The 13,243-nt window shown below is 45.6% G+C and carries 12 protein-coding genes; 6 read left to right on the top strand and 6 right to left on the bottom strand.

The window, feature by feature from the left end:
* Positions 1-108: 108 nt before the first annotated feature.
* Genes rnhC through recD2 form a run of 3 tightly spaced genes read left to right on the top strand, consistent with a single transcriptional unit; the run spans position 109 to position 4,058 of the window.
* Entirely contained in the window at positions 109-999 is an 891-nt protein-coding gene (gene rnhC / locus FKX92_RS07885) for a ribonuclease HIII (RefSeq protein ID WP_187759409.1), read from the top strand.
* A 3-nt stretch (positions 1,000-1,002) separates the two neighbouring features.
* Entirely contained in the window at positions 1,003-1,632 is a 630-nt protein-coding gene (lepB, locus tag FKX92_RS07880; protein WP_149566009.1) for a signal peptidase I, read from the top strand.
* A gap of 59 nt (positions 1,633-1,691) precedes the next feature.
* Entirely contained in the window at positions 1,692-4,058 is a 2,367-nt protein-coding gene (gene recD2, locus FKX92_RS07875) for an SF1B family DNA helicase RecD2 (RefSeq protein WP_149566008.1), read from the top strand.
* A gap of 51 nt (positions 4,059-4,109) precedes the next feature.
* On the opposite strand, the gene FKX92_RS07870 is transcribed toward recD2, so the two are convergent.
* The 6 genes from FKX92_RS07870 to dinB form a co-directional block, all read right to left on the bottom strand.
* Positions 4,110-4,748 (bottom strand): TetR/AcrR family transcriptional regulator, encoded by a 639-nt coding sequence (locus tag FKX92_RS07870; protein WP_149566007.1) that lies wholly within the window; start codon positions 4,746-4,748, stop codon positions 4,110-4,112.
* Positions 4,749-4,838: 90 nt separating this feature from the next.
* The gene (locus FKX92_RS07865) at positions 4,839-5,579 is read right to left on the bottom strand and encodes a CPBP family intramembrane glutamic endopeptidase (protein ID WP_149566006.1); all 741 of its coding nucleotides are present in this window, start codon (positions 5,577-5,579) and stop codon (positions 4,839-4,841) included.
* Positions 5,569-6,363 (bottom strand): CPBP family intramembrane glutamic endopeptidase, encoded by a 795-nt coding sequence (locus FKX92_RS07860; RefSeq protein ID WP_149566005.1) that lies wholly within the window; start codon positions 6,361-6,363, stop codon positions 5,569-5,571. Before FKX92_RS07860 ends, FKX92_RS07865 begins: the two co-directional genes overlap by 11 nt.
* 45 nt (positions 6,364-6,408) lie before the next feature.
* Positions 6,409-7,203 (bottom strand): CPBP family intramembrane glutamic endopeptidase, encoded by a 795-nt coding sequence (locus tag FKX92_RS07855; protein ID WP_149566004.1) that lies wholly within the window; start codon positions 7,201-7,203, stop codon positions 6,409-6,411.
* Between the two features lie 318 nt (positions 7,204-7,521).
* Entirely contained in the window at positions 7,522-7,848 is a 327-nt protein-coding gene (locus tag FKX92_RS07850; protein ID WP_149566003.1) for a hypothetical protein, read from the bottom strand.
* Between the two features lie 212 nt (positions 7,849-8,060).
* Entirely contained in the window at positions 8,061-9,125 is a 1,065-nt protein-coding gene (dinB, locus tag FKX92_RS07845) for a DNA polymerase IV (RefSeq protein ID WP_149566002.1), read from the bottom strand.
* A 368-nt stretch (positions 9,126-9,493) separates the two neighbouring features.
* Here dinB and pflB point away from each other — a divergent pair, with 368 nt between their 5' ends.
* The 3 genes from pflB (at position 9,494) to FKX92_RS07830 (ending at position 13,217) form a co-directional block, all read left to right on the top strand.
* Positions 9,494-11,809, top strand: a complete 2,316-nt coding sequence (gene pflB, locus FKX92_RS07840) for a formate C-acetyltransferase (protein WP_002896602.1) — start codon at positions 9,494-9,496, stop codon at positions 11,807-11,809.
* 159 nt (positions 11,810-11,968) lie between these two features.
* Positions 11,969-12,745 carry a threonine/serine exporter family protein gene (locus FKX92_RS07835; protein ID WP_149566001.1) on the top strand — a complete coding sequence of 259 codons (777 nt, stop codon included), beginning with the start codon at positions 11,969-11,971 and terminating at the stop codon, positions 12,743-12,745.
* Between the two features lie 4 nt (positions 12,746-12,749).
* On the top strand, positions 12,750-13,217 hold the full coding sequence (locus tag FKX92_RS07830; protein ID WP_149566000.1) for a threonine/serine exporter family protein: 468 nt from the start codon (positions 12,750-12,752) through the stop codon (positions 13,215-13,217).
* Positions 13,218-13,243: the final 26 nt, after the last annotated feature.

Genomic DNA, 13,243 nt, shown 5'->3' with positions numbered 1-13,243 from the left:
TTTTCACCTTTTTTGACATTGCAAGCAGCGGTGCTCTCCTACAAAATTTTTGTAGGATTTTCAATCTTATGGCTTTCGACTTTTCCTTTTTATGGTACAATAGGGGGTATGGAAAGTATCACCCTCAGTCCCAAACAGCAAGAAATTCAGGCTTTTGCTGAGAAATATCAGGACCAGCTGGCTCCCAGCAAGAACCCACATATTCAATATTTCTTCCGGCTGAATCAGGCGACGGTCAGTATCTTTAGCTCCGGAAAAGTTCTCTTTCAAGGGGCAAAAGCTGCTCACTACGCTGGCTTTTTTGGCCATCAAGTGACCAAGACCAGTTCTAGTCCTGCTTCTCAGAATTTTGCCCTCATTGGGACCGATGAGGTCGGCAACGGCTCCTACTTTGGAGGTCTAGCCGTCGTAGCTTCTTTCGTCACTCCAGACCAGCATGACTTTCTCAGAAAACTGGGTGTCGGTGATTCTAAAACCTTGAACGATAACAAGATTCGCCAACTGGCGTCGGTCTTAAAAGAAAAAATTGCCCACCAAGCTCTGCTCCTATCGCCAGAGAAGTACAACGAAGTCATCGCTTCTGGCTACAATGCCGTCTCTGTCAAGGTAGCCTTACATAATCAAGCTATTTACCTACTGCTGCAGAAAGGCATCAATCCCGAAAAAATTGTCATCGATGCCTTTACCAGCCAGCAAAACTACAATAAATATCTAAAGCAGGAAAAGAATCATTTTCCAAATCCGGTAAGTCTGATTGAAAAGGCTGAAGGAAAGTTCCTAGCTGTTGCGGTCAGCTCTATTATCGCTCGTGACCTCTTTCTGGAAAATCTAGAAAATCTTAGTCAAGAGTTAGGCTATACCCTGCCTAGCGGAGCCGGAAGCAAGAGCGATTACGTTGCCAGCCAGATTCTTCAAGCCTATGGAATGGCCGGTCTGCAGCATTCTGCTAAACTCCACTTTAAAAATACTGAAAAAGCACAAAAACTTCTAGAAAGGTAACCTATGAAAAAATCAAATCCTGTCCTCTCATTTCTCAAAGAATGGGGCCTCTTTCTCTTCTTCATCTCTGTCATTATCCTGTCACGGCTCTTTCTCTGGTCCCCTGTAAAGGTAGATGGCCACTCTATGGACCCTACGCTAGCTAATGGGGAATACCTGCTTGTCCTCAAACATCAGTCTATTGACCGCTTTGATATCGTTGTCGCCACTGAGACAGATGATAACGGTACAACCAAGGAGATTGTCAAGCGGGTCATCGGTATGCCGGGCGACACTATTCAGTATGAAAATGATACTCTCTATATCAACGGCAAAAAAACAGACGAGCCTTACCTGACGGACTACATCAAGAAATTCAAAGAAGACAAACTCCAATCCACTTATACTGGGGACGATTATGATGACAATGGTGAGTTTTTCAGGAAACTCGCAGCTCAGGCTCAAGCCTTCACCGTTGACAAGGATGGCAGTCCTGTCTTCACCATCAAGCTTCTGGATGATGAATACCTGCTTCTGGGTGACGACCGGATTGTTTCCAAGGATAGCCGCCAGGTTGGTACCTTCAAAGCAGAACAAATCCAGGGCGAAGCCAAGTTCCGCTTCTGGCCGCTGCTGCCTTTTAAGACCTATTAAGCATACCGAACTCAGCTGAACGTCAGCTGGGTTCGTTTTAAAAGAAGAACCTATAAACTATGGAATTTTACTTTTCAGGAACGATTGAACGGATTATTTTTGAAAATCCCAGCAACTTTTTTCGTATTCTGCTCTTAGATATTGAGGATACAGATGCCGAGGATTTTGAAGATTTTGAAATCATTGTCACCGGCTCCATGGCAGATGTCATGGAAGGCGAAGACTACACCTTCTGGGGCAGTCTTGTCCAGCACCCCAAATATGGTCAGCAGCTGAAAATTTCCCGCTATGAGCGAGCCAAACCCAGCAGTAAAGGCCTAGTAAAATACTTCTCCAGTGACCATTTCAAGGGCATCGGGGTCAAGACTGCTCAAAAAATCGTCCAACTCTACGGAGAAGATACCGAAGACACCATTGACAAGATTTTAGCAGAGCCGGAAAAGCTGACTCAGATAAACGGCTTAGCAGCTAAGAACCGCGAGGCCTTTGTCGCTAAGCTCAGACTTAACTACGGAACTGAGATGGTACTAGCCAAGCTGGCAGCCTACGGCATTCCCAATAAGCTGGCTTTTCAAATCCAGGATACCTACAAGGAAGAAACGCTGGATATTGTCGAAAAATATCCCTATCAGCTGGTAGAGGATATTCAGGGGATTGGATTTAAAATCGCTGACCATCTGGCAGAAGAACTAGGCATCGAAAGTGATGCCCCTGAGCGTTTTCGGGCTGGCCTTGTCCATACTTTGCTGACCCAGTCTATGGAGCGGGGAGATACTTATGTTGAAGCTCGTGATTTACTGGAGCATACCATCGAGCTCTTAGAAAGCTCACGCCAAGTGGAGCTGGACCCTAGTCTAGTCGCTGATGAGCTGGCCCATCTGATTGAGGAAGATAAGGTCCAGAATGTAGAGACCAAGATCTTTGAAAACAGCCTATTTTTTGCTGAAGAAGGAATAAAAAGTAATCTGGTCCGTCTGTTGGAAAAAGGAGAGCAAGACTGCTTTGACGCAGATAACATTACTGCGGCTATCCAGCAAGTGGAAGAAAGCTCTGGCATCTCCTATGACAGTATCCAAAAAGAAGCCATCCGCCAGGCTATCAATCAGAAGGTCTTTATCCTAACCGGCGGACCGGGCACTGGAAAAACTACCGTTATCAACTGTATCATCGCAGTCTACGCCCAGCTTCGCGGTTTGGATCTTCGAAAGGTCAATGATCTGCCGATTCTGCTAGCGGCTCCCACTGGTCGTGCTGCTCGTCGCATGAACGAATTAACCGGTCTTCCTAGTGCCACTATCCACCGCCATTTGGGGATGACTGGCGATGATGATACCAGTCATTTGGATGATTATCTGGATGCTGATTTTATTATTGTGGATGAATTTTCCATGGTGGATACTTGGCTGGCTAATCAGCTGCTCAGCAATATCTCCTCTCAGACCAAACTCTTGATTGTCGGAGATGCCGACCAGCTGCCCTCTGTCAGTCCGGGTCAGGTTCTGGCAGATTTGCTGCAGATACCGACTATTCCACAGACCAAGCTGGAAACCATCTATCGGCAGAGCGAAGAGTCTACAATTGTCACACTGGCTAGCCAGATTCAGAAGGGCATTTTGCCTGCAGACTTTACAGACAAAAAAGCGGACCGCTCTTATTTTGAAGCTAGAAATGAGCATATCCCGCCTATGATTGAGAAAATCGCTAGCGCAGCCATTCGCAGCGGTATCCCAGCTCAAGATGTTCAGGTATTGGCACCAATGTATCGAGGACCAGCCGGCATTGACCAGATTAACAATCTTATGCAAAATCTCATCAATCCTGTAGAGAAAGATGAATTGACCTTTGAAGCTCCCGACTGTCAGTATCGCCAAGGAGATAGGGTTATCCACTTGGTCAATGATGCTGAAAGCAATGTCTTCAACGGTGACTTAGGCTACATCAGCGACCTGCTGCCTACTAAGTACACCGACTCCAAGCAGGACGAGCTGACCATCAACTTTGACGGTAATGAAATCATCTACCCGCGCAGCGAATGGTACAAGATTCGCCTGGCCTACGCCATGAGCATTCACAAGTCTCAGGGCAGCGAGTTTCCCGTGGTCATCCTGCCTATCACCCGCAGCAGCCACCGCATGCTCCAGCGCAATCTGGTCTACACAGCCATTACCCGGGCCAAGAGCAAGCTGATCCTGCTTGGGGAAAAAGCTGCCTTTAACTATGCCGTCAAAAACACCGGCACCGCCCGCAAAACCTATCTGGTCGAGCGTTTTGCTGACCTAGAAGCCCCGCAGGAACTTATCCACACTCCTGTGGATAGTTTGGAAAAAGCTGTGGAAAAATATGTCTTGACAGAAGAAAATTTCCTGAAAATCGACCCCCTAATCGGCCTGACCGAGGAAGATATCCGCAGTATATTTAGCACATAAATAAAAAGGCTGGGACAGAATTAAATTTTTTAGTTCTGTCCCAGCCTTTTTTTATGCCTTATTTCTCTGGCTAAAGAGCTGCATGAGCTCATCATTAAAGATATCCATGCCGACCGAGGTCATCATAAACTGCAGAAAATGGAAGCGTTCTGGCAGTTTTTCAGGATCGCTTTCAAAAACGGTCTCATTCATCCAGAAGTTCACCAGCAGCAGAAAGACTTCCGCAGTCTGGTCCGGATACTGAGTCTGGATAGACCCATCTGCCATGCCTTTTTTGATAATATCGCTGACCAGAGGGGCGCCTATCCGCAGATTGTCCCGCATCATGGTCAAAATAAAACCTGCATCCTGCTCGTACACATCCACAATGCCGTCTATGGCCCGGGCTGTCTGACTTTCCAGATTGGACTTGAGGATGGCTTGCAGCTGCTCCCTGCCGGTCAGATTTTCCGTAGCCTTGAGCCACTGCTTCATCTCTTCTTCCATCAGCTCCTGCCGGCTCCTAATCACCGCAAGGACAATCTCATCTTTTGACTTGAAATGATGGTAGATAGCCCCCTTGGAGATGCCCGCCGTCTGGGCGATGTCCTGCATACTGGTCTTTTCGGACCCCTTTTGGATAAAGAGCTGGGTTGCTGTATTTAAAATTTTTTCTCTCATGGCCTGGGATTTGTCTTTTCGCTGCGCCATTCTGTTCCCCTTTGTTTCTAATATAGCTTTATTCTACCAAAAAAGCCGGAGAAATACAAAATCATAAAAATATCTTTAAGCCTTGTCTTTCTAATCCCTTTGATACCAAAGATAGATACTGTAAGCCGCCATCAAGATATAGCCTAGGAAAAAGAGGGGATTTTCCGTTCCCTTGCCTACAAAGATGGCTTCGCCAATAGTATTAATGAGCCCATGAAAGAGGACACAATAGAGGAGAGACTGACTGACCTTGTAAAGAGCTGCCAGCCAGAAACGGCTGAGCAGGCAGGCGGCTGTAAAGACCAGAAAGGAGGTCCCCGCCTGACTGCTGCCGGGCATAAAGAAGAGGGGCAGATGCCAGACAGCCCAGATTAACCCAGTTGCTACAGTTGCCAAAGGGAAGGGCAGGATCTTCTCCATACTTGGCTGCAGGAAGCCCTGCCAGCCAATCTCTTCATTGCCGCCTGTCAGAAGAGTCGTTACCAGAGCCAGAACCAAGACATTCAAAAGATTCAAACCTGGCAGCGGCCTGGTCACAAAGGCAATGGAAATCGTGTATAGCCCCACAAAAATCAATAGATAAGGCCAGCTTCTTTTCCTAGTAAACTTGATAAAAGCCAGCATTTCTTTCAAAGACTTACCTAAGACAAGCTTGGCACTTATAGCAGGACCAAATGTTCCCACTATCATGAGAAGCGGATAAAGCAGCGGCACTCGTTCTTTCAGCACAGCTGAGAGAATCCACGCAGACCAGCTGATGCCAAAAGTCCAGAGCAGAAAAATTAGAATTTGCTTGACAGATGAGGAATCTTTATAGTTTCTAGCTTGCATCTTTCTCAGCTCCTTTCCGATTACCCTTCCAGTACCACCAGCCGACCAGCAGAGCGGTCATGAGCAGATTAGCAGCCTGGAAGCTGAGATACCTTCCGTCATTTGTAGCACTGCCGACAATCGTCGCCTGAGCAAAGTTAATGCAGCCGTGAAAGACCATGCAGGCAAAGACAGAGGCCGTCTGCTTGTAGAGAACCGCCAGACAGAAACTGAGCAGGATACAAAAGAAAATATAGAAAGGCAAAGAAACCTGACTTTGACTCGTTCCCGGAATCAGCCAGAGGGGCAGATGCCAGGCCACCCAGACCAGAGCCGTGATGACAGTTGCCAGAGGGAAGGAGAATTTTTTCTCCAGAGCCGGCTGCAGCACTCCCCGCCAGCCCAACTCTTCATTCCCACCCCCAGCAAAGGTGATAAAGGTCCAGCCCAGAGGAAACATCAGAATGGCATTCAGAGGCGGCAGGGCTGGATTGGCGATAAAAAGGGTCAAAACCCGAACCAGACAGAAGGCCAGCATATAAATCCACCAGCCCTTAGCATGAGAAAAGATAAAGTCCAGCATCTTCTTAGGATGAGAAATTTTGAGGCTGATAAAAGTTCCCAAGGCCGGTCCGAAGCCACCGATGATAATGAGAGCATAGCCCAAAGGCTCAGCCCCGCTGGTCAGCTTCAGGGCGGCTAAAATATACAGAATCAGCCAGGATCCCCAGCTAATACCAAAGGTCCAAGCTAAGAAAGGCCAAATATGCTTGGGTTCTGGCCGTACATGTGTTTGTGTGTTCATATGATTACTCCTTTTTCTTTGGCAGAAGAGCGATTGCCAAGATTTTTAGCTTGCATCTTTCTGAACTCCTTTCCGGTTGCCCTTCCAATACCACCAGCCGACCAGCAGGGCGGTCATGACCAGATTAGCAGCCTGGAAGCTGAGATACCTTCCGCCATTTGTAGCACTGCCGACAATCGTCGCCTGAGCAAAGTTAATGCAGCCGTGAAAGACCATGCAGGCAAATACAGAGGCCGTCTGCTTGTAGAGAGCCGCCTGACAGAAACAGAGCAAGATACCAAAGGAGAGATAGAAGGGCAAAGAAATCTGACTTTGACTCGTTCCCGGAATCAGCCAGAGGGGCAGATGCCAGGCCACCCAGACCAGAGCCGTGATGACAGTTGCCAGAGGGAAGGAGAATTTTTTCTCCAGAGCCGGCTGCAGGAGGCCCCGCCAGCCCAGTTCTTCATTGCCGCCTCCAGCAAAGGTGACAAAGGTCCAGCCCAGAGGAAACATCAGAATGGCATTGAGCGGCGGTAATACAGGATTGGCGATAAAAAGGGTCAAAACCCGAACCAGACAGAAGGCCAGCATATAAATCCACCAGCCCTTAGCATGAGAAAAGATAAAGTCCAGCATCTTCTTGGGATGAGAAATTTTGAGGCTGATAAAAGTTCCCAAAGTCGGTCCGAAGCCCCCGATGAAATTGAGAGCAAAGCCCAAAGGCTCAGCCCCGCTGGTCAGCTTCAGGGCGGTTAAAATATACTGAAGCAGCCAGGCTCCCCAGGTAATGCCAAAAGTCCAGGCCAGAAAGGGCAGGATATGCCTTGTCTCTGGCTCTACATGTGTTTGTGTGTTCATACGATAACTCCTTATCAAATGTAGAATAGTGAAAAGTCATCCGAAAACTGGACAAAGGCATCCTTTACTTTCAGTCTTTCAGATGATTGCCTGTTTTGAAACGCAGATTTTTAAAATCCGACCATTCGGTTTGTTTTATTATAAAAAATAAAGACCTACGCCAAATAGAAAACGTAGTCTTTTAGTCCTTGCCTAAACTAAAAAGCAAATATGGACTAATTGGTGCTAAAAGATACGTCAGCATCGTCTAGATACTACCTGCTGCTTTTAGTTTCTAAGTTGTCCTGACTCTGATGCTTAAGACAGGCCATTTCTCTGCTACTTGCTCCTTTCTTGATTTTGCAATCGCCGGATATGCCAGAGATTGGAGGCAAGGCTCAGACCCCCTACTGCCATGATACCCAGTCCTCGCCAAGGGCTAAAGATAGAAGTCAATAGGCCACCAGCAAGGACAGCATATCCAGCTTTGACTCCCCACTTAGAATAGCGTATGCAATTCTCACCCTGTGTCATCTTTTCCAGCTGCACCTTACGTTTTTCTGCCTGCTGCTGCAAAAACTCTTTCTGACCTTCCCGCTGTCGATCCAGTTCCTGATTCAACTTGAGAATGTGCTCGCTTGTTTTTTCTACTACAGATTTCTTCATTTCTGCTCCTTTCTTTTCAAAAACCGACCGGGCGGTTTTTTATTTTATAAATTCAGTATAACAGACACAGAAAACTTTGTCCAGTATTTTTTCAAAAAAGATTATTTTTAGTCAATGAAAATTATCAGACAACTTAGAAACTCGTCACAAGCAACCCTCTCATACTAAAAGCTATATCTAAAAAAGCCCGGTAATGAACCAAGCCTTTATCTTTATTCAAACCCCGTCACTGTCAACCCTAGCAGACGAATACCTCGTGGTTGTTCTTCCAAGCTATCGTAAATCTCATGAGCCGTTCGCTCGATTTGCTTCTTGTCTTGAGTGGCTAGAGCCAAACTTTTTCTTTTAGTCAAGGTGGAGAAATCGGCATAACGAATTTTCAGAACGATGGTTCGTCCTTTCTTATCATGCTTAGTCAGGCTATTTTCTACCTTCTGTGCCAGCAGGGTCAGCTCTTTCTTGATGTCCTCCTCACTATAGAGCAGTTTGGCATAGGTCCGCTCCTTCCCAATCGACTTACGAATACGATTGGATTTGACCGGACTATTGCTGATGCCACGCGCTTTACGGTAGAGATCAAAACCAAAGCGACCAAACTTATCAATCAGGGTCATTTCTGGTATCTTGAGCAGATCTGCACCAGTATAAACTCCCATTTCATGCAGTTTTTCAACGCTCTTCTTACCAACTCCATGAAACTTGGCAATATCCATAGGCGCTAGAAAGCCCTCAGCCTCTTCGGGTAGAATAACAGTCAGACCATGAGGCTTCTCATAGTCACTGGCAATCTTGGCCAGAAACTTATTATAAGAAACGCCTGCCGAAGCTGTCAGATGGAGTTCATTCCAGATATCGTGCTGAATCAGCTTGGCTATTTTGACTGCGGATTTAATCCCAAGCTTGTTTTCCGTTACATCCAGATAAGCCTCGTCGATACTCATTGGCTCAATCAAGTCCGTATAGCGTTTGAAAATTTCTCGGATCTGCAAGCCGACTGCCTGATATTTTTCGTAATTCCCCGATATAAAAATCCCCTGAGGGCAACGCTCATAGGCTTCCTTGGAGCTCATAGCCGAATGAACTCCGAACCTTCTGGCCTCATAATTGCAGGTGGAGACGACACCACGACCACCAGTCAAACGGGGATCGCTGCCGATAATGACCGGATGTCCCTTTAGCTTAGGATTATCCCGCTCTTCAACCGAAGCGAAAAAAGCGTCCATATCAATGTGGATAATCTTTCGAGATGTATCGTTAATCAGTGGAAAAATCAGCATGCCTCCTCCTTTCTCCTGCCATAAATTTCAGCTTATGAGCTTTCACAAAGTCGGCCCTTTTTGCTCAAATAAATCTGAAACAGTTTTTTGTTCTTGTAAAAAGTATTTTAAAAGTAAGATTCTTTGTCAGTAATTTTTATATGACATTTTAATTACTTTTATTATAACTTTTTTACCCATTTTTCCAAAATATTTGAAAAGAGTTATGTTTTTCAAATCTATAGTACACATCCGCGACTTTTTACTTTCTGTATTATAAAAGAAAGTCTTTCTTTCTGCCGAAAATGGTTTGTGAAACCGATTACCGTATGATATACTTTACTTATAAATGTAACAGTTTATGTTGCTAGAATAAAGAGGAAAATCAAATGGTTGTAAAAACAGTTGTTGAAGCTCAAGATATTTTTGACAAAGCTTGGGAAGGCTTCAAAGGTGAAGACTGGAAAGAGAAAGCAAGTGTTTCTCGCTTCGTTCAAGCTAACTACACACCTTATGATGGAGATGAAAGCTTCTTGGCAGGTCCTACTGAGCGCTCACTCCACATCAAGAAAATCGTAGAAGAAACAAAAGCTCACTACGAAGAAACTCGTTTCCCAATGGACACTCGTCCAGCATCTATCGCTGATATTGACGCTGGTTACATTGACAAGGACAACGAACTGATTTACGGTATCCAAAACGACGAACTCTTCAAATTGAACTTCATGCCAAAAGGCGGTATCCGCATGGCTGAAACTACTTTGAAAGAAAATGGATACGAACCAGATCCTGCTGTTCACGAAATCTTTACTAAATATGTTACTACAGTAAATGACGGTATCTTCCGTGCTTACACTTCTAACATCCGCCGTGCTCGTCACGCCCACACTGTAACTGGTCTTCCAGATGCTTACTCACGCGGACGTATCATCGGTGTTTACGCACGTCTTGCTCTTTATGGAGCTGACTACCTCATGGCTGAAAAAGTTCGCGACTGGAATGGTTTGACTGATATTGACGAAGAAACAATCCGTCTGCGCGAAGAAATCAACCTGCAATACCAAGCACTTGGTGAAGTTGTAAAACTTGGTGACCTTTACGGAGTTGACGTTCGCCGTCCTGCTTTCGACGTTAAAGAAGCTATCCAATGGACTAACATCGCCTTCATGGCTGTCTGCCGTGTCATCAACGGTGCTGCTACTTCTCTCGGACGTGTGCCTATCGTTCTTGACATCTATGCTGAACGTGACTTGGCTCGCGGTACTTACACTGAATCAGAAATCCAAGAATTTGTTGATGATTTCGTTATGAAACTTCGTACAGTGAAGTTTGCTCGTACGAAAGCTTACGACCAACTTTACTCTGGTGACCCAACCTTCATCACTACTTCTATGGCAGGTATGGGTAACGACGGCCGTCACCGTGTTACAAAGATGGACTACCGTTTCCTTAACACACTTGACAACATTGGTAACTCTCCAGAGCCAAACTTGACCGTTCTCTGGACTGACAAACTTCCATACTCATTCCGTCGCTACTGTATGCACATGAGCCACAAGCACTCTTCTATCCAATACGAAGGTGTAACAACAATGGCTAAAGACGGCTACGGTGAAATGAGCTGTATCTCATGTTGTGTGTCTCCGCTTGACCCTGAAAATGAAGAACAACGCCACAACATCCAATACTTTGGTGCTCGTGTAAACGTGCTGAAAGCCCTTCTGACAGGTCTCAACGGTGGTTACGACGATGTTCATAAAGACTACAAGGTATTTGACATCGAGCCTATCCGTGACGAAGTTCTTGAATTCGAATCAGTTAAAGCGAATTTTGAAAAATCTCTGGACTGGTTGACTGACACTTACGTAGATGCTTTGAACATCATCCACTACATGACTGACAAGTACAACTACGAAGCTGTTCAAATGGCCTTCTTGCCAACTTACCAACGTGCTAACATGGGATTCGGTATCTGTGGTTTTGCCAACACTGTTGATACCTTGTCTGCTATCAAGTATGCAACTGTTAAGCCAATCCGCGACGAAAACGGCTATATCTACGACTATGAAACAATCGGAGAATACCCACGTTGGGGTGAAGATGATCCTCGCTCAAACGAACTGGCTGAATGGTTGGTTGAAGCTTACACAACTCGTCTGCGCAGCCACAAACTTTACAAGAACGCTGAAGCAACAGTATCACTCTTGACTATCACATCTAACGTTGCTTACTCTAAACAAACTGGTAACTCACCAGTTCACAAAGGAGTTTACCTCAACGAAGATGGCAGCGTGAACTTGTCTAAATTGGAATTCTTCTCACCAGGTGCTAACCCATCTAACAAGGCAAAAGGTGGCTGGTTGCAAAACCTTAACTCTCTTGCTAGCTTGGACTTCAGTTACGCAGCTGACGGTATCTCATTGACAACTCAAGTATCACCTCGTGCGCTTGGTAAGACTCACGACGAACAAGTAGACAACTTAGTTACTATCCTGGATGGCTACTTCGAAAACGGTGGTCAGCACGTTAACTTGAACGTTATGGACTTGAAGGATGTTTACGACAAGATTATGTCTGGTGAAGACGTTATCGTTCGTATCTCAGGTTACTGTGTAAATACTAAGTACCTCACTCCAGAGCAAAAAACTGAATTGACTCAACGTGTCTTCCACGAAGTGCTCTCTATGGACGATGCTTTGAGCTAATAAACGACTAAGGACTTACAAACCATTTGAAAGAAGATTGGAAATCTCCAATCTTCTTTTTTGTATTTCAGACTTCAAATGGCTGCTAACTTGATGAAATTTTTAAGAGTCTTTATGGTATAATGGTTCTATTGCTATACTAGGAAAAGGACTGGGGAAATGACAGAGAAAGGTATCAGGGAAGAAGCCAAAGATTTCAATCTGGCGGTAGATGTTATCATGCTGGCTGGAACACTACTGCTGCAGAGCGGATCCGAGACCTATCGGGTGGAAGACACCATGATTCGTATCGCTCATTCGCAAGGGATCATTGACTGCAATGCCTTAGCAATGCCAGTGGCTATTTTCTTTTCGATTGAAAATACAAATATCTCACGGATGAAGCGCAATCTCAAAACCAACTACAATATCGAAAAGGTCTGCGATGTCAATCAGGTCTCCCGTCAGTTGGTAACAAGAGAAATCAGCCTTCAAGAGGCTTTTGATGAGCTGAATCGCCTCAAAGTTAAGGAGCTACCCTATAACAACAAGCAGCTGATTGCTGCCGCAACGCTCAGTGCTCCCTTCTTCTCCATCATGTTTGGCGGAAATTTCTACGATGCTTTAGGCGCGGCTATTGCTACCTTCTTTGGCTTTGCCTTCTCTTTGTATGTTGACAAATATATCCGTATCCCTTTTGTGACAGCTTTTGCTGGAGCCTTTGTCTTTGGACTGCTGGCTCATATCTGGACACGCTATTCTGGTTTTAACTCCACAGATGATTTGATTATTGCGGGTTCTGTCATGCCTTTTGTGCCCGGCATTGCTCTGACCAACTCTGTGCGTGACATCATGACCAACCATATCAACTCTGGGATGAGCAAGCTCTTTGAATCGCTCCTCATCACTCTTGCTCTCGGTGCAGGTACCTCTGTCGCCCTCCTTATTATGAAATAAGCCTATGACAATCTTGACTTTCTTACTGCAAGCAGTTGCCAGCCTACTGGCCATTATTACTTTTTTAATCGTTTTAAATGTTCAGCGCAGTATGCTGATTCCCGGCGGAGTGCTGGGCATGGCTATTTGGCTACTCTATCTCCTGCTCAAAGGACCGACCAATGTCATCATAGCAACCTTTGTGGCTGCTATCGTCGGTTCCTGCATCAGCCAAATTCTCAGCATCATCTATAAAACGCCCGCTGTTGTTTTTATTTTGGCTATTCTAGCGCCTCTGGTCCCAGGCTACATTTCCTATCGGACGACTGCCTTCTTTGTCACTGGTGATTACAGCCAGGCCATGATTCACGCCACTCTGGTAGTCATTCTAGCCTTGGTCATCTCGATTGGCATGGCCAGCGGCACCGTCGTACTCAAGCTCTACCACTACTTGAAAAAGCGCCAAACCAAACTCACAGCACATAAACAGTAGAACCATCTGCTGTTTTTATTTTGGAA

The organism is Streptococcus sanguinis, assembly GCF_008329445.1.
Taxonomy (GTDB): Bacteria; Bacillota; Bacilli; order Lactobacillales; family Streptococcaceae; genus Streptococcus; species Streptococcus sanguinis_O.
Note: the sequence above shows the minus strand (reverse complement) of the source record. Positions and strands in the feature narration are given on the sequence as shown.